General features: G+C 69.3%; 22 protein-coding genes and 2 pseudogenes. 14 read left to right on the forward strand and 10 right to left on the reverse strand.

The window, feature by feature from the left end; translation table 11 throughout:
• Positions 1 to 3: 3 nt before the first annotated feature.
• The 7 genes and pseudogenes from DA075_RS27035 to DA075_RS27060 form a co-directional block, all read right to left on the reverse strand.
• Positions 4 to 1,140: a sulfate/molybdate ABC transporter ATP-binding protein gene (locus DA075_RS27035; RefSeq protein WP_099955853.1), complete on the reverse strand. Its 1,137-nt coding sequence runs from the start codon at positions 1,138 to 1,140 to the stop codon at positions 4 to 6.
• A gap of 1 nt (position 1,141) precedes the next feature.
• Entirely contained in the window at positions 1,142 to 2,038 is an 897-nt protein-coding gene (cysW, locus tag DA075_RS27040; RefSeq protein ID WP_099955854.1) for a sulfate ABC transporter permease subunit CysW, read from the reverse strand.
• On the reverse strand, positions 2,031 to 2,900 hold the full coding sequence (cysT, locus tag DA075_RS27045; RefSeq protein WP_099955855.1) for a sulfate ABC transporter permease subunit CysT: 870 nt from the start codon (positions 2,898 to 2,900) through the stop codon (positions 2,031 to 2,033). Before cysT ends, cysW begins: the two co-directional genes overlap by 8 nt.
• Complete coding sequence (locus tag DA075_RS37740) at positions 2,897 to 3,871, reverse strand: sulfate ABC transporter substrate-binding protein (protein ID WP_244936639.1); 975 nt, start codon at positions 3,869 to 3,871, stop codon at positions 2,897 to 2,899. The genes cysT and DA075_RS37740 overlap by 4 nt, the downstream gene beginning before the upstream one ends.
• Before the next feature lie 33 nt (positions 3,872 to 3,904).
• Positions 3,905 to 5,317 (reverse strand): annotated as a pseudogene (cysN, locus tag DA075_RS37745) (sulfate adenylyltransferase subunit CysN); the annotation flags it as partial.
• Complete coding sequence (gene cysD, locus DA075_RS27055; protein ID WP_099955857.1) at positions 5,317 to 6,252, reverse strand: sulfate adenylyltransferase subunit CysD; 936 nt, start codon at positions 6,250 to 6,252, stop codon at positions 5,317 to 5,319. The gene cysD and the pseudogene cysN, both read right to left, overlap by 1 nt.
• Entirely contained in the window at positions 6,249 to 7,082 is an 834-nt protein-coding gene (locus DA075_RS27060; protein WP_099955858.1) for a phosphoadenylyl-sulfate reductase, read from the reverse strand. The genes cysD and DA075_RS27060 overlap by 4 nt, the downstream gene beginning before the upstream one ends.
• Before the next feature lie 213 nt (positions 7,083 to 7,295).
• Here DA075_RS27060 and DA075_RS27065 point away from each other — a divergent pair, with 213 nt between their 5' ends.
• The 3 genes from DA075_RS27065 (at position 7,296) to DA075_RS27075 (ending at position 11,721) form a co-directional block, all read left to right on the forward strand.
• Positions 7,296 to 7,787, forward strand: coding sequence for an Lrp/AsnC family transcriptional regulator (locus tag DA075_RS27065; protein WP_099955859.1), 492 nt, complete (start codon positions 7,296 to 7,298; stop codon positions 7,785 to 7,787).
• Between the two features lie 108 nt (positions 7,788 to 7,895).
• A complete protein-coding gene (locus DA075_RS27070) occupies positions 7,896 to 9,671 on the forward strand; it encodes a diflavin oxidoreductase (protein ID WP_099955860.1) in 1,776 nt (591 codons plus the stop codon).
• 235 nt (positions 9,672 to 9,906) lie between these two features.
• Complete coding sequence (locus DA075_RS27075; protein WP_099955861.1) at positions 9,907 to 11,721, forward strand: NADPH-dependent assimilatory sulfite reductase hemoprotein subunit; 1,815 nt, start codon at positions 9,907 to 9,909, stop codon at positions 11,719 to 11,721.
• A gap of 21 nt (positions 11,722 to 11,742) precedes the next feature.
• On the opposite strand, the gene DA075_RS27080 is transcribed toward DA075_RS27075, so the two are convergent.
• The gene (locus DA075_RS27080) at positions 11,743 to 12,309 is read right to left on the reverse strand and encodes a glutathione peroxidase (RefSeq protein ID WP_099955862.1); all 567 of its coding nucleotides are present in this window, start codon (positions 12,307 to 12,309) and stop codon (positions 11,743 to 11,745) included.
• 168 nt (positions 12,310 to 12,477) lie between these two features.
• On the opposite strand from DA075_RS27080, the gene DA075_RS27085 reads away from it, so the two are divergent.
• Positions 12,478 to 12,675, forward strand: a complete 198-nt coding sequence (locus tag DA075_RS27085) for a hypothetical protein (RefSeq protein ID WP_099955863.1) — start codon at positions 12,478 to 12,480, stop codon at positions 12,673 to 12,675.
• Positions 12,676 to 12,768: 93 nt separating this feature from the next.
• Positions 12,769 to 13,407: a TetR/AcrR family transcriptional regulator gene (locus tag DA075_RS27090; protein WP_099955864.1), complete on the forward strand. Its 639-nt coding sequence runs from the start codon at positions 12,769 to 12,771 to the stop codon at positions 13,405 to 13,407.
• Between the two features lie 146 nt (positions 13,408 to 13,553).
• Here DA075_RS27090 and DA075_RS36120 read toward each other — a convergent pair whose 3' ends face one another.
• Together DA075_RS36120 and DA075_RS27095 are read right to left on the reverse strand one after the other, a co-directional pair.
• Entirely contained in the window at positions 13,554 to 14,039 is a 486-nt protein-coding gene (locus DA075_RS36120; protein WP_123834446.1) for a hypothetical protein, read from the reverse strand.
• A gap of 545 nt (positions 14,040 to 14,584) precedes the next feature.
• Positions 14,585 to 16,003 (reverse strand): alpha,alpha-trehalose-phosphate synthase (UDP-forming), encoded by a 1,419-nt coding sequence (locus tag DA075_RS27095; protein ID WP_099955865.1) that lies wholly within the window; start codon positions 16,001 to 16,003, stop codon positions 14,585 to 14,587.
• 313 nt (positions 16,004 to 16,316) lie between these two features.
• Here DA075_RS27095 and DA075_RS27100 point away from each other — a divergent pair, with 313 nt between their 5' ends.
• From DA075_RS27100 to DA075_RS38635, 9 genes and pseudogenes are all read left to right on the forward strand, one after another.
• Entirely contained in the window at positions 16,317 to 16,979 is a 663-nt protein-coding gene (locus DA075_RS27100; protein WP_331254756.1) for a hypothetical protein, read from the forward strand.
• Positions 16,980 to 16,995: 16 nt separating this feature from the next.
• A complete protein-coding gene (locus DA075_RS27105) occupies positions 16,996 to 17,421 on the forward strand; it encodes a phage holin family protein (RefSeq protein WP_099955866.1) in 426 nt (141 codons plus the stop codon).
• The gene (locus DA075_RS27110; RefSeq protein ID WP_099955867.1) at positions 17,418 to 17,813 is read left to right on the forward strand and encodes a DUF3618 domain-containing protein; all 396 of its coding nucleotides are present in this window, start codon (positions 17,418 to 17,420) and stop codon (positions 17,811 to 17,813) included. The genes DA075_RS27105 and DA075_RS27110 overlap by 4 nt, the downstream gene beginning before the upstream one ends.
• A 108-nt stretch (positions 17,814 to 17,921) precedes the next feature.
• Complete coding sequence (locus DA075_RS27115) at positions 17,922 to 18,725, forward strand: hypothetical protein (protein ID WP_232386818.1); 804 nt, start codon at positions 17,922 to 17,924, stop codon at positions 18,723 to 18,725.
• A gap of 147 nt (positions 18,726 to 18,872) precedes the next feature.
• Positions 18,873 to 19,976 (forward strand): apurinic/apyrimidinic endonuclease family protein, encoded by a 1,104-nt coding sequence (locus tag DA075_RS27120; RefSeq protein ID WP_099955868.1) that lies wholly within the window; start codon positions 18,873 to 18,875, stop codon positions 19,974 to 19,976.
• Positions 19,977 to 20,054: 78 nt separating this feature from the next.
• Positions 20,055 to 20,603, forward strand: coding sequence for an RBBP9/YdeN family alpha/beta hydrolase (locus DA075_RS27125; RefSeq protein WP_099955869.1), 549 nt, complete (start codon positions 20,055 to 20,057; stop codon positions 20,601 to 20,603).
• A gap of 8 nt (positions 20,604 to 20,611) precedes the next feature.
• Positions 20,612 to 21,562 carry a class I SAM-dependent methyltransferase gene (locus DA075_RS27130; protein ID WP_123834448.1) on the forward strand — a complete coding sequence of 317 codons (951 nt, stop codon included), beginning with the start codon at positions 20,612 to 20,614 and terminating at the stop codon, positions 21,560 to 21,562.
• Positions 21,563 to 21,636: 74 nt separating this feature from the next.
• Positions 21,637 to 22,112, forward strand: a pseudogene (locus tag DA075_RS27135) (DUF1348 family protein); the annotation flags it as partial.
• Positions 22,113 to 22,915: 803 nt separating this feature from the next.
• Positions 22,916 to 23,374, forward strand: a complete 459-nt coding sequence (locus DA075_RS38635; protein ID WP_164712495.1) for a transposase — start codon at positions 22,916 to 22,918, stop codon at positions 23,372 to 23,374.
• The last annotated feature ends 259 nt before the right edge of the window (positions 23,375 to 23,633 follow it).

A 23,633-nucleotide genomic window follows, 5' to 3' on the forward strand; every position in this document is an offset into this window, starting at 1 on the left:
CGCTCACCCGCGCGGAAACACCCGCGCCGCGCCCACCGCGAGCGCCACCCGGTCGCCCGGCTCGTAGACGTCCGTCACCTTCACCTCGATCGGCGCCTCGGCACCATCCAGGAGGATCTCCGCGACGGTGCCCCGCCCGGTGCGGCGCCATTCGCGCACGGTGCCCGGCAGCGTGCCGGGCCCCTGCCCGACCGTGAGGTCCCACGGCCGCAGGCAGAGATCGACGGGGCCTTGCGGCCAGCCGGGCTCCGCTGCGATGACCGGGCGGCCCGCGACCCGGACCTCGTCGCCCGAGACATCGGCGGCCAGGCGCGCGGTCTCGCCGACGAAGGACATCACGAAGCGCGAGGCCGGGTGGTCCTGCACCTCGTGCGGCGCGCCGACCTGCTCGATGCGGCCCTTGTTGAGGATCGCGATCCGGTCGGCGAGCTCCAGCGCCTCGTCCTGGTCGTGGGTGACGAAGATCGTGGTCTGGCCGGTCTCGCGGTGGATCTCGCGCAGCCAGCGGCGCAGGTCCTTGCGCACCTGGGCGTCGAGCGCGCCGAACGGCTCGTCGAGCAGGAGCACGGAGGGCTCGACGGCCAAGGCGCGAGCGAGCGCGACGCGCTGGCGCTGGCCGCCGGAGAGTTGGCCCGGATAGCGTTTGGCGAGATCGGGCAGCTGCACCAGCTCCAGCAGGCGCTCGACCCGGCGCCGGATCTCGTCCTCCTTCGGGCGGTGGGCCCGGGGCCGCGAGCGCAGGCCGTAGGCGATGTTCTCGAACACGGTGAGGTGGCGGAACAGGGCGTAGTGCTGGAACACGAAGCCGACGCCGCGGCGCTGGACGGCGATGTCGGTGGTGTCCTGCGAGCCGAAGAACACCCTGCCGCCATCCGGGATCTCGAGGCCGGCGATGACGCGCAGAAGCGTCGTTTTCCCTGAGCCCGAGGGTCCGAGCAGGGCCAGCAGCTCGCCGGGCTCGATCGCCAGGCTGACGCCTTCGAGCGCCGCCGGCCCGGGGCCGCCATAGCGCTTGACGATGCCGTCGACGCGCACCGCGGTGCCGGCATGGCGCAGGCGCTCGGGGGATGCGGCCTCGACCGGACGGGCCTGCGCGTCGCGGCGCAGGGACAGGGCGGTGGGAGCGAATCCTGCCGTCATCTCAGTGGGCTCCGCGTCCGGCCAGCGCATCCGCGTGGCGCCATTCGAGGAAAGTCTTGCCCGCCAGGGTGACGAGCGCCAGGAGCGCCAACAGCGAGGCGATCCCGAACGCCGCCACGTAGTTGTACTCGTTGTACAGGATCTCGACGTGCAGCGGCATGGTGTTGGTGAGCCCCCGGATGCGACCCGACACGACCGAGACGGCGCCGAACTCGCCCATCGCCCGGGCGTTGCAGAGCAGCACGCCGTAGAGCAAAGCCCAGCGCACGTTGGGCAGCGTCACGGTCCGGAAGACCCGCCACGGGCTCGCCCCGAGGGTCAACGCGGCCTCCTCGTCGGTGGTGCCCTGGTCCTGCATCAGCGGGATCAGCTCGCGGGCCACGAACGGGAAGGTGACGAATACCGTGGCGAGCACGATGCCCGGAACCGCGAAGATGATCTCGATTCCGTGGCGGTTCAGGAACGGCCCGAGCAGCCCCTGCGCCCCGAAGATCAGCACGTAGATCAGGCCCGCCACCACCGGCGAGACCGAGAACGGCAGGTCGATGAGGGTGATGAGCAGGTTGCGGCCGCGGAAGTCGAACTTGGCGATGGCCCAGGAGGCGCACAGCCCGAACACGACGTTGAGCGGCACCGCGATCACCGCGACGAGCAGGGTCAGGCGGATCGCCGCGAGCGCGTCCGGCTCGGCGAAGGTGGCGAGGTAGGCGCCCACGCCCTTGCTGAGCGCCTCGACGAACACCACCGCCAGCGGCAGCAGCAGGAACAGGCCCAGGAAGGCGACGGCCGCGAGCGTCAGGGCGATGCGGACCGGGCGGGGCTCGGTCAGCGCCGCGTGCGGCCCGCTTGAAGCGGGGCGGATCGACGGGCGAATGGAGGGAACGGCGGTCTCAGACATGCCCGAACCTGCGGCGGCTGACATCCTGCACCAGGTTGATGGCGAGGAGCGCGGCGAAGGACATCAGCAGCATCACGGCCGCGATGGCGGTGGCGCCCGCATAGTTGAACTCCTCGAGCTTGATCACGATCAGGAGCGGGGCGATTTCCGAGACGAAAGGCAGGTTGCCGGCGACGAAGATCACCGAGCCGTACTCGCCGACCGCCCGGGCGAAGGCGAGGGCGAAGCCGGTGAGCATCGCGGGGATCAGCGGCGGCAGGATCACCGTGACGAGGGCCCGGAAGCGCGAGGCGCCGAGGATCGCGGCGGCCTCCTCGCTCGATTTGTCGATCTCGGCCACCAGCGGCTGCACCGTGCGGACGCAGAACGGCAGGCCGACGAAGACCAGCGCCACCAGAATGCCGAGGGGCGTATAGGCGACCTTGATCCCGAGGCCCATCAGGGGCTCGCCGAGCCAGCCGTTCGGCGCGTAGAGGCTGGCCAGCGCGATGCCGGCGACCGCCGTCGGCAGCGCGAAGGGCAGATCGACCAACGCGTCGATGATCCGCCGGCCCGGAAACCGGTAGCGGGTCAGCACCCAGGCAATCAGGAGGCCGAACACCGCGTCGATGGCGGCGGCGGCCAGCGACAGGCCGAACGAGGTCTTCAGCGCCGCGAGGTTGCGGGCATCGGTGATCAGCGCCCACAATCCGGCCGGACCGACGCTGGCGGCCCGCAGGAGCAGCACTGCCAGCGGCAGCAGCACCAGCAGGGTCAGGTAGGTCAGCGTGATCCCGAAGGTCAGGCGAAAGCCCGGCAGCGCGCTCGGGCGGCGGAAGCGGGAGGCGGCCCGCCCCGCGGACAGGGCCGCGGCGTCGCTCATTGCCGGGACTTCAGGACGGCGTCGAACACGCCGCCATCGTCGAAATGGGTCTTCTGGGCCTTCGCCCAGCCGCCGAAGGTGTCGTCGATGGTGACGAGCTTCAGCTTCGGGAAGCGGGCCAGGTCCTCCTTGGCCGCCGCGGATTCGTCGCGCGGGCGGTAGAAGTTCTTGGCGATGAGGGCCTGCGCCGCCGGCGTATAGAGGAACTGCAGGTAGGCCTCAGCCTGCTTGCGGGTGCCCTTCTGGTCGACATTGGCGTCGACGAGCGCCACCGGCGGCTCGGCCAGGATCGAGAGCGAGGGCACGACGATGTCGAACTTGCCCTTGCCGAATTCCTCGTCGGCCAGGAACGCCTCGTTCTCCCAGGCGATCAGCACGTCGCCCAAGCCCCGCTGCACGAAGGTGGTGGTGGCGCCGCGCGCTCCCGTGTCGAGCACCGGCACGTTCTTGAACAGCGCGGTGATGAACTCGCGCGCCTTGCCCTCGTCGCCGTTGTTCTTCGACAGCGCGTAGGCATAGGCCGCGAGGTAGTTCCAGCGCGCGCCGCCCGAGGTCTTCGGGTTCGGGGTGATGACCTGGATCCCCGGCCTCACCAGGTCGTCCCAGTCCTTCACGCCCTTCGGATTGCCCTTGCGCACCAGGAACACGATGGTCGAGGTGTAGGGCGTCGAGTTGTGCGGCAACCGCTTCTGCCAGTCGGCCGGCAGCTTCTTCGACCGGGCGGCGATGGCGTCGATGTCGCTGGCGAGCGCCAGCGTCACCACGTCCGCCGGCAGCCCGTCGATCACCGAGCGGGCCTGGGCGCCGGAGCCGCCATGCGAGGCGCGCACCGTCACGGTCTCGCCGGTCTTGGCCTTCCACTCCTTGGCGAAGGCCGCGTCGATCGCCCGGTACAGCTCCCGGGTCGGGTCGTAGGAGACGTTCAGGAGGGCTTGCGCCCTCGCCGGGGCGGGCGCTCCGGCGAGAGCCAGGAGCGAGGCCCCGGCGACGAGCGCCGGGGAGGCGCCCCGGAACAGCCTGCGCAGCGAGCCGAGGAGCCCGCCGCGGGCGGGCGCCGCCTCGGTCTTCGCCTCGGATCGCGGCGCCTCGGCCTTGGTCCCGCCCTGCGGGGCCGCCGGCAGGGCCTGGACCAGGCCGAGCGCCGCCGTGTCGGTGGTCGTGCGGTCGATCAGGATCAGGCTGCCGGTGTCGCGGTTCTGGCGATAGGCATCGACCGCGACCTTGCGGTCGAGGCTCAAGGTGACGTCGCCGATGTCGTTGGCGCTCAGAGACTCGGCCGGCACGCCCTGCCCGGTCTCGGTGTCGATGCGCGCGCGCACCGCTTCGACCAGGGCGTTCGCCGTCACGGTGCCGACCTTGGCGAGGTAGCTCGCTCCCGGCTTCAGCTCGGTCTCGTTGGCCCAGAACAGCCGCACATCGAGCCGGTCGCTCACGATCGGCGCCTGCCCGGCCGCCGCGATGACGCTGCCGCGCGAGGCGTCGACCTCGTCGGCGAGGACCAGGGTCACCGACTGGCCGGCGATGGCGCGGGTGAGGTCGCCGTCATAGGTGACGATCCGGGCGACCGTGGACGGGGTGCCCGAGGGCGCCACCACCACCGCGTCGCCGACCGCGACCGAGCCGGACGCGATCAGCCCCGAGAAGCCGCGGAAGTCGGAATTCGGCCGGTTGACCCACTGCACCGCCATGCGGAAGGGGGCGACCTCCTCCTCGACATGGGCCGGCACCTCTTCGAGGTATTGCAGCAGCGGCGCACCGGTGTACCAGGGGGCGGCAGCGCCGGGCAGCACGACGTTGTCGCCGTTCGCCGCCGAGAGCGGGATGCCGGTGACCTCGGCGAAGCTCAGTCCCGTCGCGAAGGCCTGGAACTCGGCCACGATCGCCTCGAACCGGCCTTCAGACCAGCCGATCAGGTCCATCTTGTTGACCGCCAGCACGACGCGGCGGATGCCGAGCATCGAGACCAGCAGGGCGTGGCGCCGGGTCTGCGGGCTCAGGCCCTTGCGGGCATCCACGAGCAGCACCGCGACCTCGGCGGTCGAGGCGCCGGTCGCCATGTTGCGGGTGTACTGGACGTGGCCGGGGGTGTCGGCGACGATGAACGAGCGCCGCTCGGTGGAGAAGAACCGGTAGGCGACGTCGATGGTGATGCCCTGCTCGCGCTCGGCCTGAAGGCCGTCGACGAGGAGCGCCAGATCCAGCTCCCCGCCCCGGGTGCCGTGGCGGCGCGAGTCGCGCTCCAGCGCGCTGACCTGATCGTCGAAGATCTGCTTGGTGTCGTGCAGAAGCCGCCCGATCAGGGTCGACTTGCCGTCATCGACCGAGCCGCAGGTGATGAACCGCAGCACTTCCTTGCGCTGGTGGGCGGCGAGGAAGGCCTCGTAGCCGAAGGCGCGGGTGGATTGGTGCACGGTCATCAGAAGTAACCTTCCTGCTTCTTGCGCTCCATGGCGCCGGCGCCGTCCTTGTCGATCACCCGGCCCTGCCGCTCGGAGGTGCGGGCGGCCAGCGTCTCGCCGATGATCTCCGGCAGGGTCGCGGCATCGCTCTCCACCGCCCCGGTCAGCGGGTAGCAGCCGAGCGTCCGGAAGCGCACCCGGCGCATCTCCGGCGTCTCGCCGGGATTGAGCGGCAGGCGCTCGTCGTCGACCATGATCAGCTGCCTGTCGCGGCTCACCACAGGGCGCTCGGCCGCGAAGTAGAGCGGCACGATCGGGATGTTCTCCTGCTCGATGTAGAGCCAGATATCGAGCTCGGTCCAGTTCGACAGCGGGAACACGCGAAGGGATTCCCCTCGCTGCTTCTTCATGTTGTAGAGATGCCAGGGCTCGGCGCGCTGGCGCTTCGGGTCCCAGCGGTGCTGGGCGGTGCGCAGCGAGACGATGCGCTCCTTGGCCCGCGAGGCCTCCTCGTCGCGACGCGCGCCGCCGAAGGCCGCGTCGAACTTGTACTTGTCGAGAGCCTGGCGAAGCGCCTGGGTCTTCATCACGTCGGTATGGACCTCGGAGCCGTGGCTCACCGGCCCGATGCCGCGGGCGAGCCCGTCCGGGTTGGTGTAGACGAGGAGATCGAGGCCGAGCTCCTTCGCGCGCCGATCGCGGAACGCGATCATCTCGCGGAACTTCCAGGTCGTGTCGACGTGGAGCAGCGGGAACGGCAGCCGGCCCGGCGCGAAGGCCTTCAGGGCCAGGTGCAGCAGCACCGAGGAATCCTTGCCGATCGAGTACAGCATCACCGGGTTCTCGGTCTCGGCGACCGTCTCCCGCATGATGTGGATGCTTTCGGCCTCCAGTCGCTGAAGGTGGGTCAGGCGGTCGAGGCCGTCCGTACGGGTCTTGAGGGCGGCGCTCATGCGGCCAGCTCCGGATTGGTCTTGGTCGAGGATGATTCGGGCGAGTGTTTACTGTCGGACTGTGCCGGCTCGAAGGCGGCGGGCTCCCGACCGGGCTTGATCTCGCTGCCGGGCGCCCCGGCGACATGGAGGCCGCATTCCTGCTTGCCGGCCTGCTCCCACCACCAGCGGCCGGCGCGCTCGGGCTCGCCGACCTTCACGGCGCGGGTGCAGGGCGCGCAGCCGATCGACGGGAAGCCGCGATCGTGCAGGACGTTGTAGGGCACGTAGTTCTGGTGGATCAGCTCGGCGATCGCCTCGCGGGTCCAGTCGGCCAAGGGGTTGAGCTTGATCAGCCCGCGGGCGTGATCGGCCTCGGCCAGCGGCGTCTCGGCCCGGTTGGCCGATTGCCCGGCGCGCAGGCCGGTGAGCCAGCCCGCGGCGCCGGCCAGCGCCCGGCCCAGGGGCTCGACCTTGCGGAAGCCGCAGCAGGCCTGACGCGCCGCCACCGAATGGCGAAACCCGTTGATGCCGGATTCCGACACGAAATGCTCCGAGGCCTCGCGCTCGGGCGCATAGGCGCGGATGCGGAAGCCGTAGGCCGCCTCGGTCTCGGCCCAGACGTCGTAGGTCTCGGGGAAGAGCCGGCCGGTATCGAGGGTGACGATCTCAACCCGCGACTTCGCCATGCGAAGGGCGTGGGTGAGGGCCTGGTCCTCGAGGCCGAAGCTCGTGGTGAAGACCAGGCGGCCGTCCACCGTCGCGTCGATCAGCGCGAGGCGCGCCGGCAGGGCGAGGGGACGCAGGCGCGAGGCCAGCTCCTGCGCCGCGCCGTCGAGGGGAAGGGTCATGGGGAGCCCGGGATTGGCTGCTTGTGTGAGACGGTAACTGTTCGCTATACCGAACACTGTCAAGGCATGGCTGGGATACGGCCCCGGTGTTTTTCGCAAACCCCGCGCCCGCATCTCGGGATAATCGGGACCCGGCAAACGGCCCGGCAGAACATTCGTTCCATGCCCCAGGGTTACCCTTGAAAGAATCTTCTCCAGAATCGGAGCCGCGCAGTGGATGCCATCGATTTGAAGATCCTCGCCCTGCTCCAGAACGACGCCACCCTGTCGATCGCCCAGATCGGGGAGCGCGTCGGCCTGTCGCAGACCCCCTGCTGGAAGCGCATCCAGCGCCTCGAGGCCGACGGGGTGATCGACCGCCGGGTGGCGGTTCTCGACCCGGTGAAACTGGGCCTAGGGTTGACGGTTTTCGTCTCGATCGAGACGAGCGACCATTCCCGCGAGTGGCTTGAACGCTTCGCCGCCACCGTCTCGGCCATGCCGGAGGTGCTGGAATTCTACCGCATGGCCGGCGACGTGGATTACATGCTCCGCGTCGTGGTGGCGGACATGCAGGCCTACGACGCCTTCTACAAGCGCCTGATCGCGGTGCTGCCGCTGAAGAACGTGACGTCGCGCTTCGCCATGGAGAAGGTGAAGAGCACCACGGCGTTGCCGCTCCCGACGGCGCCCTTCGTCCAGCCCGCCGCGGCCGGCGGAAAATAATATTCTCTTTTCGGCCGCGCGGACGATAGCGATCATCTCCGGCGGACCCGTTCTTCAAAAAGAACATTTTGGTTGACTCCGGGGCGTCGCGGGCACATCTGTGCGGGCATGTCTCGCTCCGCGCTTCTTCCCCGCACGGCTCCCTTCGGCGACGCCGAGCGGGCCCATCTCGACGCCGCCCTCGGCTCCACCACCGCGCTGCAGCGGGCGTGGCTGGCGGGCTTCCTCGCCGGCCTCGACGCCGCCGGCGGCACCGCCGCCGCCGAGGCCCCGGTCCCGGCCGCGCCCCCGCGCGCCGCCGAGCCGCTGACGATCGTGTACGCCAGCGAGTCCGGCAATTCCGAGAAGCTCGCCGGCGACGTGGGCAAGCTCGCGCGCAAGAACGGCTTCAAGCCGAAGGTCGTCGACTTCGCCGACCTCGACGTGGCGGCTCTGGGCAATGAGAAGCGCCTGGTCGTCATCGCCGCCACCTGGGGCGAGGGCGAGCCGCCGGCCCGGGCCGTGCGTGCCTACGGCGAGATCATGGGCGAGGGCGCGCCGCGTCTCGACGGGGTCGAGTTCGGCGTCCTGGCCCTCGGCGACACGTCCTATGCCGAGTTCTGCGCCATCGGGAAGCGCCTCGACGCGCGGCTGGAGGAACTCGGCGCCAAGCGGGTGCTGCCCCGGATCGATTGCGACCTCGACTTCGACAAGCCGGCCGCCGCCTGGATCAAGGACGCCCTCAAGGCCCTCGCCCCGGCCGAGCCCGCCGGCAACGTCGTGGCGGTGGATTTCGCCCGCGCGGCCGGCGCCGACGAGGAGGCCGAGGTCAGCCGCGAGCCGGTCACCGTCGAGGTGATCGAGCACGTCAACCTGAACTCGTCGCGCTCCGACAAGGAGACGATCCACCTCGCCCTCGCCTTCGAGGATGCCGCACCGGCTTACGAGCCCGGCGATTCCCTGGAGCTCTACCCCGAGAACGACCCGGCCCTGGTCGACCAGATCCTGAAGGCCGCGAGCCTGGAAGGCGATTCGGTCCTGCGCCAGGCTCTGCTTGCCGAGCGCGACATCACCACCCTGTCGGCCGCCACGGTCGAGCGCTTCGTGAAGGCCACCGGCCACGAGGAGGCGCGCCGCCTCATCGACAACGGCGAGGTCCGGGCCTGGATCGAGGGCCGGCACCTGATCGACCTGATCGAGACCTATCCGGCCAAGCTGACGGCGCAACATCTGTCGGACATCACCCGGCCGCTTCCGCCGCGGGCCTACTCGATCGCCTCCTCGCGGGCCGAGGTCGGCGACGAGGCGCACCTGACCATCGCGGCGGTGCGCTACGCCACCCATGGCCGCGAGCGCACCGGCGTCGCCTCGGTCCACGTCGCCGACCGGATCCGCACCGGCGCCAAGCTCAAGGTGCGGGTGAAGCCGAACAGGCATTTCCGCCTGCCGAAGGATCCGGCGACCGACATCATCATGGTCGGCCCCGGCACCGGCGTGGCGCCGTTCCGCGCCTTCGTGCAGGAGCGTCGCGCCACCGAGGCGCCCGGCCGCAACTGGCTGTTCTTCGGCGACCGCCACTTCACCCACGACTTCCTGTACCAGCTCGAATGGCAGGAGGCCCTGGAGGACGGGTCGCTGGCGCGCATCGACGTCGCCTTCTCCCGCGACCAGCCCGAGAAGATCTACGTCCAGGACCGGATCTGGGAGCAGCGCCGGGAGCTCGTCTCCTGGCTCGATGGCGGCGCCCATTTCTACGTCTGCGGCGACGCCAAGGCGATGGCCAAGGACGTGCGGGCGGCGCTGGTGAAGGCCTTCGCCGACGTGAAGGGCCTGGACGCTGCGGCCGCCGAGGCCGCGGTGGCGGGCCTGGAGCGCAGCCACCGCTACCAGCAGGACGTCTACTAAAACCCGCGCTGCCCGGTGCGCATCTCCTCTCACCGCGGGCGGTGAGAGGAAAAGGTCCCCGCATCCGCCAACGTGTCGGCTCTCGTCGCCGGCGACCAATGCCGAGGCGTCAAGCCTCACCCCGCCCCTCCTCCCACCCGGGAGAGGGGTTCCCGCGTGTCTTTCGGCGAGGCGCTCGCCAGGAGGACCCGGGTAGTCTACGCCTCGCGCGAGGCGACCGAACGGACACCACCTCATGGCCGACCACAAGACCGCCGAGACTCCGACCGCCGAGCGCGTCTACGAGACGCCGCCGACCGAGCGCCCGATCACCGACGCGGAGGCCGCCCGGGCCGCCAAATTGTCGGCCAACGAGCATATCAAGATCGCCAGCGGCTACCTGCGCGGCACCCTCGCGGAAGGGCTCCTGAAGAACGCCAGCGGCGCGATCTCGGACGATGACGGGCAGCTCGTGAAGTTCCACGGGATGTACCTGCAGGACGACCGCGACCTGCGCCCCGAGCGGACCAAGAAGAAGCTCGACAAGGCCTATTCGTTCATGATCCGCCTGCGTATCGCCGGCGGCGTCGTGAGCCCGAAGCAGTGGCTGATCCTCGACGAGATCGCCCGCACCTACGCCAACGGGACCCTGCGCGCGACGACGCGCCAGACCTTCCAGTATCACGGCGTCATCAAGTCGAACCTCAAGCGCACGATGGCGGCGATCGACTCGGCTCTGCTCGACACGATCGCGGCCTGCGGCGACGTCAACCGCAACGTGATGGCGGCGACGAACCCGGCCCAGAAGGGCGCCCACGAGGCCGCCTACACGCTCGCCAAGGACATTTCCGATAGCCTGCTGCCGAAGACCAGCGCCTGGCGCGAGATCTGGCTTGACGGCGAGCGCGTGGTCGGAGGCGAGGATGCGGGCGAGGTCGAACCGGTCTACGGCAAGACCTACCTGCCGCGGAAGTTCAAGACCATCGTGGCGGTGCCGCCCTCGAACGAGGTCGACGTCTACGCCCACGACCTCGGCTTCATCGCCATCCTCGACGAGACGAACCAGGTGACGGGCTGGAACGTCACCGTCGGCGGCGGTATGGGCATGACCCATGGCGAGACCGACACCTTCCCGCGCACCGCCGACGTGATGCTGTTCTGCGAGCCCGACTACGCGCTCAAGGTCGCCGAGGCGGTGATGACCGTCCAGCGCGACTGGGGCAACCGCACCGTCCGCAAGAACGCCCGCCTGAAATACACGATCGAGCGCTACGGCCTGAAGGCCTTCCGGGCCGAGGTCGAGAAGCGCGTCGGCCGCGCCTTCCAGGATCCCAAGCCCTTCACGTTCACCAATAACGGCGACCGCTACGGCTGGGTCGAGGGCGATGACGGCAAGCATCACCTGACGCTCTACGTCGCGTCCGGCCGGATCAAGGACATCGAGGGCGGGCCGCAGATCCTCTCGGGGCTCCGCCGCATCGCCGAGGTGCATCAGGGCGATTTCCGCCTCACCGGCAACCAGAACGTCATCATCGCCAACGTCCCGGCGGACCGGAAGGTCGAGATCGACGCGCTGGTGCAGGAATACGGGCTGACCGTCGGCGCGGGGGCCCTGCGCCGCAACAGCCTCGCCTGCGTGGCCCTGCCGACCTGCGGCCTGGCGCTGGCCGAGAGCGAGCGCTACCTGCCGAGCCTGATCGACGAGCTCGAGGAGAGCCTGGCCTCCCACGGCCTGTCCGAGGACGAGATCACCATCCGGATGACCGGCTGCCCGAATGGCTGCGCCCGGCCGTTCATCGCCGAGATCGGCCTCGTCGGCCGTGGACCCGAGCGCTACAACCTCTATCTCGGTGCCGCCTTCGACGGCTCGCGGCTGAGCAAGCTCTACGCCGACGACGTCGCGGCCTCGGAGATCCGGGCCACGCTCGACCCGCTCTTCGCGGCCTATGCCAAGGACCGGGAGACCGGCGAGCGCTTCGGCGACTTCGTGATCCGGGCCGGCTACGTGGCCAAGACCGGCAACGGGCCGGACTTCCACGTGCAGACCGGCGCGCAGAAGGCTGTGGCCTGATCCGTGCTGCGGCGGGATTGCCTATCCCGCCGCATCCAGCTCCTTGACGATCGCCGCGATCACCCGAGCCTCCGTCGGCTCGACCGGCGTCGCGAAGGCGGCCGCCACGTGGCCGTCGCGGCCGACCAGATACTTGTGGAAGTTCCAGCGCGGGGTCTCGGCCGGCTTCTCGGCGGCGGCCCAGCGATAGAACGGGTGCGCCTGCGGACCCGTCACGGCGGTCTTCGCCACGACCGGGAAGGTGACGCCGTGGTTCTTGCGCGCGGCTTCGGCGATCGCCACCCCGTCCAGGGGCTCCTGGCGCCCGAAATCGGCCGACGGCACGGCGATCACCGTCAGCCCCCGGGAGCCGAACCGGGTCCAGAGCTGCTGCAACCCGGCGAATTGCGGGGCGTAGCCGCAAGCAGTCGCGGTGTTGACCACCAGGATCGGCTTTCCGGCATGCTCGGCCAGGGCCAGGCTGCCGCCCTCGGGCTTCGCGAAGCTGAAGGCGGAGGCCGTGGCGCCGCTCTGGAGCGGTGCGGCCCGGGCCGGTACGGCGACGGCGCCGGCGATCAGGAACAGGGCCTCACGGCGGGCGACCGGCATCGGGATGCCTCCTTTCGCGGAACTCGTCCGATTGTCCTCCGGACGCCGGAGCGGCGCAAGCCGCCGCGTACGCTCAAGCTCGCGCCCAGTCCGTCGCACGAGCGCAACTTCGCGTGAACTTCCACCCGACTGTCACGTTGTCCGGGAGGATTGGACGGGAAGGCGGATATGGACGGGCACGAGATCCTGAACTACTTCGAGCATCGCCGTGACGGGGCTTGGGTGTGCACCCGGCCGGTCACCCTGACGACCGCCCGTGCGAGCGTGGCGATCCGCCCCGGCATGCGGTTCGATTACGGCGAGAAGGTCGGCGGCATCGATCTCGCCGAGTATCTGGAGCGGCTGGGCTCCCAGTTCGGGTCCTGACGGGGGCTCGCAGGGTGACGCAGATGCCACACCCTGCGCGAAGGTCGCGAGCGCCTTTTGACCAGCATGTGATCGGCACGATAGGCTTCGCGGATGATCCCTGCCCTGTCCGCACCCTCACCGGTCGAGGAAACCTTGCCCGATACCCGCTGCCGCATCCTGGCGACGGCGGAGCGCTTCTTTCGTGAGATCGGCTACCAGAAGACCACGGTGGCCGACATCGCCAAGACGTTGCGGATGAGCCCGGCCAATGTGTACCGCTTCTTCGACTCGAAGAAGGCGATCAACGAGGCCGTCGTGGCTCGCCTCATCGGCGAGGTCGAGGCGCGGATCGCCGCCCTCGCGGACCGGCCTGGTCTCCCCGCGGAGGCCCGCCTGCGCGAGATCATCGTCTTCCTGCACCGCGACGCCGTCGGCCGCTTCACCGGCCATCCCCGTATGCACGAGATGATCGAGGCGGCGATGTCCGAGAGCTGGGACGTCTGCCGCCACCATGTCGATCGGATCACCGCCGTCCTGGAGCGCGTGATCGCCGACGGGGTCGCCCGGCGCGAGTTCGCGGTCGAAGATTCGGCGGTGGCGGCGCGCTGCGTCCATACGGCGATCGTGCGCTTCTGCCACCCGGTGCTGGTGGTGCAGTGCCCGGAGGATGTCGTACCGGCGCTCGACGCGATGATTGCGTTCCTGTTGGGGGCGCTGAAGGCGGGGCGGGCCGGGCCGCAAACGGGTTGAGCCGGGGTCGAAATCCGACCAGCCTGGCTTTGTGAGGGCCGCTTGCGATCCATTCCTGACGGTCAGACCGTCCGGTGCTGGGCAGCCCAGTCACATCACAGAGACCCGCGCTGGTGAAAGCGAGGAGCTCTGCAGCCTCAGTCGGATTATTGGATGGCTTTGATGCTGTTCATGATAGCATTGATATCTTTGTCGTTGGCTTTCTGTTCATCCTCTGACGCCCATAGCGTAATGAAAATCAAGCGTTCCCCTGCTTCGGCGTAGATGAGCATAATCTGGGTATTCCCATTCTCATCTTTGGCCGGAAGAACCTGCATCTTGCCCTGGAGTCCGCCTAGATTGACATCGTTCTCCTTTGGTTTGCCTGTTACGGTGATCTTGTTATTCCTCATCCATGCCATGTTGTCGGCCAGCATTTTCTTCATGTCTTTTGCGGAGGCCGTTTCGATGGAGAGATAAACGTCTTCGTTTGGTGATTTGGCCTCAAAACCGTACTCGACTGACTTGGTTTTCCAAGTGTCGGGGATTGAGATGGTGGCGGTCGGATTGGCCTGCGGGAATGCAAAGTTCTTCGCCCAAGCGGGGGCTGCCACCGACAGCGTTAGGGCGACCGCAGTAAAAAACAGTTTCATGATGACCTCTCGAGGCAGCTTCTGCTTCTCGGCGGCCAGAAATTTAAAGTCAAACGTAGCGCGAAAACATGATTAACGAGCAGCCAGATTTGTTGGCCGCAGTCGGAGCAATATCCTATCTTGATCTCTCGTCCCGGTCTTGAGTTCCTATGAGGCACCCGCCGACCGGCGTGATTGCACGAGAGGGTGGGGCGGGCGAAGCGGAAGTTTCTGTTCCGGAAGACAAGCGATCTTATGGTGCTCCCCTTCAGAAGCTCTCCGCGACGTCGAGCTGATTGATCTGGGACCGTATCCTTCTACTTTACGAGAGCATCTCGACGCATCCTGCGGATCAACCCGCCCTCCCCTGCAGGCGAGGGTGGCAGAGGCAGCGAGCGCACCGGGTGAAATCCCGCCGGGAGGGGCAGCGCGACCGTGGTCCACACGGCGCCCTCCATCAAGCGAGCGGCCTCTCTCCGGAAGCGGCATCCCCTCCCCCGTCCCGTACCCGCGGGCACTCCCCGCACAGGGGGCAGGTGCATGGCACCATGCGCCGAATATCAGGCTTACCGCGCCTCTGCCGCCGCCGGCGGTTCGCGCTCGACGGTGCGGAAACCCTCTAGCTCGCCGAGATAGCTCCGGGCCCACCAATCGACGTCCTCGCGCGACATACGCTCGAACATCGGCTTCCAGCGCTCCACGCGCTCGGCCTTGGGCATGTAGAGGGCAGCGCGGATCGCCTCCGCCACCTCGAACCGGTCGTAGGGGTTGACCAGCAGCGCCTCGGGCAGCTGCCGGGCCGCGCCGGCGAATTTCGACAGCACCAGCACGCCGGGATCGTCCTCGCTCTGGGCGGCGACGTATTCCTTGGCGACGAGGTTCATGCCGTCGCGCATCGGCGTGACGACGCCGACCCGCGCCGCCCGGTAGAGGCCGGCCAGCACCGCGCGCGGATAGGCCTTGGTGACGTACTGGATCGGCGTCCAGGACGGCTCGCCGAGCGAGCCGTTGATGTTCCCTAAGACCTCGTTCACGTCGCGGCTGAGCTGCTCGTATTCCGGCACCTCGGTGCGGGATTTCGGAGCGATCTGCAGGAACACGACGTTGCCGCGCTGATCGGGGTTGGAGGCGAAGAAGCGCTCCACCGCCTCCATCCGCTCGGGCACGCCCTTCGAGTAGTCGAGCCGGTCGACGCCGATGAGGAGCTTGCGGGTGCGCAGGCCCGCCACGGTGTCGCGCACGGTGCGGTTCATGCCGGCGCGCTCGGCGGCCTGGCGGAAGCCGTCGACGTCGATGCCGATCGGGAAGCTGCGGATGCGGGTGCGGCGCCCGTCGACCATCAGCGAGCCGCCGCCGAGCGGGATCGCCCGCAACTCGTCGACGAGGTTGCGCGAGAGGTTGTGCACGTCACTGTCGGTCTGGAGGCCGATCAGGTCGTAATCGGAGACCGCGCGCAGGAGTTCGGTCGAGGCCGGCAGGGTGTTGAACACCTCTCCCGAGGGCCACGGGATGTGGTGGAAGTAGCCGATCGGGTTCGAGACGCCGAGGCCCCGCAGCTCGGAGGCGAGCGGGATCAGGTGGTAGTCGTGGACCCAGATCAGGTCGCCCGGCTCGATCAGCCCGGCCAGAGCCTGCGCGAAGATCCGGTTGACCCGCTGGTAGCCGGCATAGTCGGCCCGGGAGAACGCCGCCAGGCCGAGGCGGTAATGCATGATCGGCCAGAGCGCCCGGTTCGCGAAGCCGCTGTAATACTCGCGATGGTCCTGCGGGGAGAGGTCCATCACGGCGTATTGCACCCGGCCCCGGTCGGCGATGACCGGCTCGGAGGACGGGTTGTCGGTGATCTTGCCGCTCCAGCCGAACCACAGCCCCTTATAGGCCGTGAAGGCCTCCTTGAGGGCGACGGCCAGCCCGCCGGCCGCGACCGCCTTGGAGCCCGCATCCGGGACGGCGACGCGATTCGACACGATGATGAGGCGTGACACGGCGGGTATGGACTCCGGCTGCACGGACCTTGTGGGGCGGGAACGTCGCCGCGTCCATCCGCCCCCGACGGAGAAAACGCACCGGCAGCAAGCGCGATCCGTGCGATTTGGTCAACCCTTTCGGCGAATCCGGGGGCGGATGCACCCGTACGGGCTGTGCCCGGCGCTCCACAGGATTCCCGCCGCGATTCCTCCTTGGATGAGGCCGGAACCGGGCGCCTTGGCTGCTGTTACCCGCAATATCGTCGCATGTGGTCGGCGCGCGGTGGCCGGTCGGGCCGGCCCGCCGTGTCACCGAGAACGGAGTTGCCTGATGAGCGCGGGTTACGAGAACGGACAGCACCGGGCCGATGATCGGAATGCCCCGGGCGAGCGCCCGGCGGATTGGAACGACCTGCGCCACGACGTGCGCCAGCTCGGCGACGTCGCGATGGAGCGCGGCTTCAGCCTGGTCGAGTCGGCCCGCGAGCAGGTCCATGGCTATGTCGACCGGCGGAAAGGCGACGCCGCCCAGTCGGTCTCCGACCTCGCCCAGGCCCTGCGCGACTCGGGCGGCAAGCTCGATCAGCAGCCGAACGTGAAGGCGTTCTTCGACAGCGCCGCCGACGGCCTGGAGCAGCTCTCCGGCTCGATCCGCGAGCGCAGCTTCGAGGATTTTTACAGCGAGATCGAGTCGGTGGCCCGGCGCCGGCCGGCGGCCGTCGCGGTGGCGACCTTCCTCACCGGCTTCCTCGCCGCCCGCTTCATCCGCGCCTCGGCCCATCCCGCTCACGTCCTCGACGGCCGCGAGGCCTTCGCGCGTGGGCCGGAGGTCGGCGGCGACCGCTCGCGCGGGACCTCCGCCGGCCCGGCCTCGGATCCCTACGGCGTGCGCGGCACCGGCTACCGGGACGTGCCGGGCGCCCATAGCGAGCCCGAGACGGCGCGGCCCGACCCCTACCGCACCGGCGCGTCCGGCCCGCGCTACTCGGCCTGAAGGGAGAACCTGAGCGATGGCCGACCCCAATGCCGGCCGCCCGATCGGCGGCACCGGAGCCCCGGGGAGCATCCAGGGGCTCCTCGGTGATGCCCTGCGCGAGACCACCGACCTCGCCCGCAAGGAGATCGCCCTCTTCCGCACCGAGATGTCGAACAACCTGAGGTCGCTGTTCCTCGGGCTCGGCATGATGGTGGGGGCGGCGGTCTTCGCCGTCGTCGCCCTCCTGGTGCTGACCGACGCCCTGGTGAAGTGGCTCGCCACGGTGGTGAATTCCGAGGCGCTCGCCGCCCTGATCGTCGGGGCTGTGTTCCTGGCGATCGGCATCGGGCTCGCCCTGTGGGGTCGCAGCGCCATGTCCCTGTCCACGCTGACGCCGACCCGCACGACGCGCCAGGTGCGCCAGGATGCGAGGGTCCTGTCCGAGAGGGTGTCGGGATGACCCAATCGATCAACGAGCTCGAACACGACATCGAGGAGACCCGGGCCCGGCTCGACCGGACCATCGACCAGATCCAGGGCCGGCTCTCCCCGGCCAGCATCGTCGACGAGATGCTCGGCACGGTGCGGCAATCGCCGGCGAGCGGCCTCTATGACGGGGCGCTGGAGGCGGTGCGGCGCAACCCCGTCCCGGTCATGCTGATCGTCGCCGGGGTCGGCTGGCTGATCCACCGCGTCGCCCGGGAGTCGCAGCGCCGCCAGCACCTCGACGCCACGATGAACGGCGCCGAGGCGGTGCCGGTGCTCAAGACCGGAGCCGCCCGGGTCTACGACCCCGACCGGCCGACCGCCCACCCGGCCGCCGACCGCGTCGCCGACGGATTACGGATGTAAGGCGGCGCCGGCTCAGCGCCGGCGCCCGTTTAGCGAACCTTCGATCGGCCGCAGGCTCCGACGGCACCAGCCCCGCCGTCGCGCGACCTGCCAGGGAGTTTCCGAGTCATGGCAGAGCACACCATCAACCCGGCCAATCCGGGCGCACCCTCGGCTCACACCCCCGCCACGGGGCCCGAGCGCAACCTGCACCAGGACCACGACACCGTCCGCCAGAATCTCGACGCGGCGCAGGGCGCGGCCCACGATGCCGGCCACACGGTGAAGGATGCCGCCGCCCACGCCTCCGAGCGGGTGAGCGATGCGGCCTCCGCCATCGGCGAGCGCGTCAGCCAGACCGCGGACCAGCTGCGCGCCAAGGCCGACGCTGCCGCCGACCGGCTGAAGCAGGGCGCCAGCGAGGCGGTCGACCGCGCCCACGCCCAGGCGAGCCAGGCCTACGGCGCCGTCGGCGGCCGCAGCGCGGAGGCCCTCGACCGGGCCCGCGACTGGGCCAGCGACCGGATCGAGACCGGCTCCCAGCGCTACGCCGACCTGCGCGACCGCGGCGCCGAGCGCCTCGCCCATGGCCAGAACGCGGTCGAGCGCTTCGTCACCGAGAATCCGGTTCTCGTCGGCGTCGTCGGCCTTGCCGCCGGCATGCTGCTCGGCGCGCTTCTGCCGCGCACCCGGCAAGAGGACCGGACGGTCGGCGCCTATGCGGACGAGGTTCGCGACCAGGGCCTGCGCTATGCCCGCGAGGCGACCGAGCGCGGACGCCAGTTCGTCGAGAGCGCCCTCGACCAGGCCCAGGACGCCGCCGTCGCGGCGGCTCATGCCGCCACGGACGAGCTGCGCAAGACCCAGCCGGGTCAGAGCCAGCCGGGTCAGGCCTCTCCCGGAGCCTCCGAGCCGGGCCGGCAGACGCACTGATCCCTGCACCGTCATTCGTTCACGACCGGCCGGCCCCTCGGGGCCGGCCTTTTTCTTGGCCGCTGTCCCACCATTGTCCCGCGTGGCCGCCGGACTTCGTCAATGGATCGGTTGGACCCGCGGCAGCACGCACGGCGTTGTCGCCCCATGACCGCCTCCGCCCTCCCCCTCGACGCCGGCCCCCGCCTCGGCTTCTGCTGCAAGTTCATCCCGGACGAGCCGCCGGGCCGGCACAAGACCCAGAAGGCGGCGAAGGACGCCGCGATGGTGATGAACGTCACCACGGTGACGATCGCGCATCTGCGCCGCCTCGATCCGGCGGCGGCCCGCGAGAAGCTGGTCGCGGTGGTGACGCACAACCTCGCGGCGATGGGGCGCCAGGTCGCCTGGGTGGCCGCGCGGCCACCGCTGGAGCGGCTCCTGCGCCTCGCCAGCTCGATCCTCCCGGGCTACACCCATCCGGAGGTCCGCGACCTCTACGCCGACCCGGATTTTCGCCGCGCGATCGAGGCGGGCCTCGCCGCGGTCGGCGAGGCGGCGCGGACCGGCGGCGTGCGGCTCAGCATGCATCCGGGCCCGTTCTGCATCCTGGCGAGCCGCAACCCGGCGGCGCTCGCGAACGGCATCGCCGAGCTCGACTACCACGCCGAGGTGATGGCGATGATGGGCTATGGCGGCGGGTGGCACCTGCACGGCGCCCATGTCAACATCCATGTCGGCGCCCGCGACCCCGGGGTCGATGCGTTCCGGGAGAACCTGGCACGTGTCTCGCAGGTCGCCCGCGACCTCGTCACGGTCGAGAACGACGAATCGGCCTTCGGTCTCGACGACGTGTTGCGCCTCGCCGACCGGGTGCCGGTGGTGCTCGACCTGCACCACCACTGGATCCACAGCCGCGGCGACTACATCGAGCCGGACGATCCCCGTATCGCCCGCGTGATCGAGTCCTGGCGCGGGGTGCGGCCGGTCGGCCATGTCAGCGTGTCGCGCGAGGACGTGCTGCCCGGCCACGACCCGGATGCCCTGCCGAACTTCGCTTCCCTCACCGGCGCCGGCCTCAAAGGCCGCGACCTCGCCGCCCATTCCGACATGATGTGGAACCGGGCGCTCAACGACGTGGTGGCGCGCCACCTCGCCTGGTGCGACATCGAGGTCGAGGCCAAGCTGAAGAACCTCGCCTCGACCGGACTGGCGCTGCATGTCGGCCCCGGCCTCCTCGGCACCGCCCCGGCCGCGGTCGCGGCGGAATAGCGCGGCGCATCGCTGGAAGCGGCTGCGGCGGCTTAGGATGCTCTCGACGCTCCCGCGTCCTGCCTGTAACGGTGCGGCATGAAATCGGCCGATTGCGACATCCTCGTCGTCCCGGGCTACACCAATTCCGGGCCCGACCACTGGCAGAGCCGCTGGCAGGAGCGGCTCTCGACCGCCCGCCGGGTGACCCAGGAGAGCTGGGACCATCCCGAGCCCGAGGCCTGGCGCGACGCCGTGATCGCGGCCGTCCAGGCCGCGAGCCGGCCGGCGGTGCTGGTCGGTCACAGCCTCGGGGTGATCTCCTGCCTTCAGGCAGCGCCCTACCTGGCCCCAGGCAGCGTCGCCGGCGCCTTCCTGGTGGCGCTGCCGGATGTCGAGCGGCCGGACACGCCGGCGCCCCTGCGCACCTTTGCGCCGATCCCCCGTGCGCCGCTGTCCTTCCCGTCGGTCCTGGTGACGAGCCGCACCGACCCCTACACCGCCTATGATCGGGCCGGCGAATTCGCCGCCGCCTGGGGGGCGGAGCTGGTCGATGCCGGCGAGTCCGGGCATCTCAATGCCGAGAGCGGGCACGGGCCCTGGCCCGAGGGGCTGATGCGCTTCGCCGGCTTCCTGCGCACCCTCTAGGGCGGGCCGTGGTATCCTATCTCGACATGGTCGAGCCGGCGACGGCGGCGACCTTCCGCGAGGCCGACTATCTGGCGGCCAATCCGGATCTCCACCTCGCGGTGCGCGAGGGGCGCCTCGCCAGCGGCCGGGCGCATTTCGAGCGTCACGGCCTGCGCCAGGGACGGCGCCAGAGCCGCCTTCCCGAGGGGTTGGAGGCCATGCGTGCCGAGAAGCTCGCGCGGCTGGCGCCGCTGATGCGGGACGACCTGCCCCATCGCCGCCTCGGTGCGAAGTACGATTACCTCAGCGAGGATCTGCGCGCCCTGTCGGGGGCCGAGGACAGCCCCAACGTCTCGCAGAACGCCTATGACGGCCATGTCCAGGAGCTGATCGCCGCGAATGCCGACGGGCTGATCCTCGATTGCGGCGCCGGCCGCCGCGATCGCTACTACGCCAACGTCGTCAATCTCGAGATCGCCGATTACGACACGACCGACGTGCTCGGCATCGGCGAGGTCCTGCCGTTCCGCGATGCCAGCTTCGACGGAGTGATCTCGATCGCTGTGCTCGAGCACGTCCGCGATCCCTTCGCCTGCGCCCGCGAGATCGCCCGGGTGCTCAAGCCCGGCGGGCGGCTGGTCTGCGCCGTGCCGTTCCTGCAGCCGCTGCACGGTTATCCGCACCACTACTACAACATGACCGGCGAGGGCCTGCGCAACCTGTTCGCCGGCCATCTGGCGGTGGACCACCAATACGTCCCGGCCTCGCTGCTGCCGATCTGGAGCCTGACCTGGATCGTCCAGTCCTGGGCCGCCGGCCTGCCGCCGGATGCGCGCAAGCGCTTCCTGTCGCGCCGCCTCTCCGATTTCACCGCCGACCCGCTCTCGCTGCTCCAGGAGCCTTACGTGACGCAGCTGAGCGACCGCACCAACATGGAGCTGGCGAGCGGCACCTACCTGTTCGCGCACAAGGAATAGCGGACGCGTCGGGCCGGGGGCACCCGTCGATGCGGGCCGGGAGCCCGCGGCCTCGCTCCATCCCTCGTCCCCTCGTGCGGCCTTCAGGAGCACGCCCCTCCCGTCCGCCGCGGCCGCCCGTCGACGACCAGAGCGCCATCGTGAAGGTTCCTCTCGCCGGGACGGCTGGAACAGCCGCGATCCCGCCAAGGCGGTCCTGGCCCACACGATCGACACGCGGTGGCAAAATCGCGTCGAGTTCCTGAACGGCCGCCAGGAGGTCGAGGCGTTCCCGACCGCAAGTGGAACCGGGGACGCGATGACCGCTCCTCAAGGAACTCGGGGCCGTCGTCGGCAACCGCATCGCCCTGCGCGACGCCGGCGAGTATCGCGACGACCGCGGCCAGCAGTTCCGGGCCTAGGGCAACGAGAACCGGGAATTTGCCGGGGACGGTCTGATGCGCGTCCGCCAGTCCAGTATCAACGAGCAGCCGATCGTGGCTGCGGAGCGCCGCTTCACGGGCCCTCGGGCCGGCTGCCGGACGATCATCCGGGGCTCAGCCATTTCGGCGTTTGGTCCCGATGGTCGTTGCAGCGACTTTTGGTTCCGGTCCCGGATTCCCATCAAGGTTCCGGTGCGGCGTCGACCTTCCGAGATGGGTGAACGCCCCCGATGCGTCGGCCTCCAGGTCCGTTGCGGTCATGCCGACGGACCTGGAGGCCGATGCATCGAGGCGATCCCGGGCACGTCCGGGATCGAAGACAAGTGCGACCATGTCCGCCGGGTCCCCGACCGGCTCGGGCGCTTCGGAGCCGGGAATCGCGTCCCCGGGTTCGGTTCATCGGCGCGCCGTCCCTCGAACTGCGCCGGAAGTGCCTTTCCCGGTTCCCGCGCCGCGTTCCTCGCGACCGATATCGCGGTGAAGGCACCGCTCGCGCCGACGCTCGCGCATTGTCCGGACTTCATGGTTTGTCTTGCCGGCTGTCCTAAAGGCGGGAGGATCGTGCAGTCTCTGACGTTTGTTGCGACGCAGCGAAAGTCCTGCGTAAGATCATTGGTCTGCCTGCTGACAACAATCCTCATTTGCCTCAATTGAGAAAATAAACCTGACGCTCCGGGTCGATCCTGGGTTGGATTTCATCGTCATCGACGGCAATGATTCGGTGCAGTCAGTTTTACTTTTTCATGTTTCTAATCTAGTTATGCTTTGGCCTAGGTTTTTATGATTTACAAGTATTTACATACCGAAATGTCTATTCTTTAAAGTAATAATGGGACATCTTATCCCGATGGCACGTTCGAACACAAACGAACGGCGACCCTTCCCATGTCACGACGAGACAACAAACTTCAAACGGCGGTGGGTAAGCCGATTGAAGAAGCAGATTACCCTTGGTAATATGATTCCCGGAAGCAGCGTGGGCGAGGGGATGTTTATGTTGACGGAGGCGCAGTGGGCGGTGCTCGCACCCTTGCTCGAAGGCTGCAGGCCTCGCGGCAAGACGCAGCCTCACGATCTCAAGCGAACCATCGACGCGATACTCTGGCGTCACTGGCACGACACCAACTGGCGCGCCGTTCCGACGCATTACGGCCCATGGTGGATGGCGGCCCAGACCTTCATCCGCTGGTCGCGCCTCGGCGTCTGGGAGCAGCTTCTCGCCCGCCTCGAGCGGTATTTCCAGGAAACCGGCCTTCCGGTTCCGGGGATCGACCATGACGAATTCGCCTATGGCGGCGCCCGCAAGAAGGAGCTGCAGGACAGCGAGCTCCAAGTGCGCCAGATCGCCAACATGCTGCTGAGCCTGCAGCAGCGGGCGGCGGTGGCCTGAGGGCGGCGGACTCGGCCGCGGCCGGCCACGGCACCGCGGTGGATCGCGCTCTCACCCTATTCCGCATCGATGCTCGTCCCCGGCAGGCGCCAACTCGCCCCTTTGGCCTGCGGCGAGACGCCGATAGCGCCCTGGTTGCCCGACCGGGTACGGGTGGGGCGTATCGCGGAGTGAGGCACGGTCGGCGTCTCGCCGAGCCGCGCCTCCGTGACGAGTGCCAATCTCGGAGCCCCCTGAACTGACGGTCTGGAAGGGGCGC

This window comes from Methylobacterium currus (assembly GCF_003058325.1).
Taxonomy (GTDB): Bacteria; Pseudomonadota; Alphaproteobacteria; order Rhizobiales; family Beijerinckiaceae; genus Methylobacterium; species Methylobacterium currus.

Bases quoted from the DNA above. Each gene is read 5' to 3' on its own strand.
- cysD (WP_099955857.1), bottom strand. From the start codon at position 6,252: ATGAGCGCCGCCCTCAAGACCCGTACGGACGGCCTCGACCGCCTGACC.
- DA075_RS27070 (WP_099955860.1), top strand. From the start codon at position 7,896: ATGTCTCGCTCCGCGCTTCTTCCCCGCACGGCTCCCTTCGGCGACGCC.
- cysT (WP_099955855.1), bottom strand. From the start codon at position 2,900: ATGAGCGACGCCGCGGCCCTGTCCGCGGGGCGGGCCGCCTCCCGCTTC.
- DA075_RS27090 (WP_099955864.1), top strand. From the start codon at position 12,769: ATGATCCCTGCCCTGTCCGCACCCTCACCGGTCGAGGAAACCTTGCCC.
- DA075_RS27100 (WP_331254756.1), top strand. From the start codon at position 16,317: ATGAGCGCGGGTTACGAGAACGGACAGCACCGGGCCGATGATCGGAAT.
- cysW (WP_099955854.1), bottom strand. From the start codon at position 2,038: ATGTCTGAGACCGCCGTTCCCTCCATTCGCCCGTCGATCCGCCCCGCT.
- DA075_RS36120 (WP_123834446.1), bottom strand. From the start codon at position 14,039: ATGAAACTGTTTTTTACTGCGGTCGCCCTAACGCTGTCGGTGGCAGCC.
- DA075_RS27035 (WP_099955853.1), bottom strand. From the start codon at position 1,140: ATGACGGCAGGATTCGCTCCCACCGCCCTGTCCCTGCGCCGCGACGCG.
- DA075_RS27110 (WP_099955867.1), top strand. From the start codon at position 17,418: ATGACCCAATCGATCAACGAGCTCGAACACGACATCGAGGAGACCCGG.
- DA075_RS27105 (WP_099955866.1), top strand. From the start codon at position 16,996: ATGGCCGACCCCAATGCCGGCCGCCCGATCGGCGGCACCGGAGCCCCG.
- DA075_RS27115 (WP_232386818.1), top strand. From the start codon at position 17,922: ATGGCAGAGCACACCATCAACCCGGCCAATCCGGGCGCACCCTCGGCT.
- DA075_RS27080 (WP_099955862.1), bottom strand. From the start codon at position 12,309: ATGCCGGTCGCCCGCCGTGAGGCCCTGTTCCTGATCGCCGGCGCCGTC.
- DA075_RS27075 (WP_099955861.1), top strand. From the start codon at position 9,907: ATGGCCGACCACAAGACCGCCGAGACTCCGACCGCCGAGCGCGTCTAC.
- DA075_RS27085 (WP_099955863.1), top strand. From the start codon at position 12,478: ATGGACGGGCACGAGATCCTGAACTACTTCGAGCATCGCCGTGACGGG.
- DA075_RS27125 (WP_099955869.1), top strand. From the start codon at position 20,055: ATGAAATCGGCCGATTGCGACATCCTCGTCGTCCCGGGCTACACCAAT.
- DA075_RS27060 (WP_099955858.1), bottom strand. From the start codon at position 7,082: ATGACCCTTCCCCTCGACGGCGCGGCGCAGGAGCTGGCCTCGCGCCTG.
- DA075_RS27120 (WP_099955868.1), top strand. From the start codon at position 18,873: ATGACCGCCTCCGCCCTCCCCCTCGACGCCGGCCCCCGCCTCGGCTTC.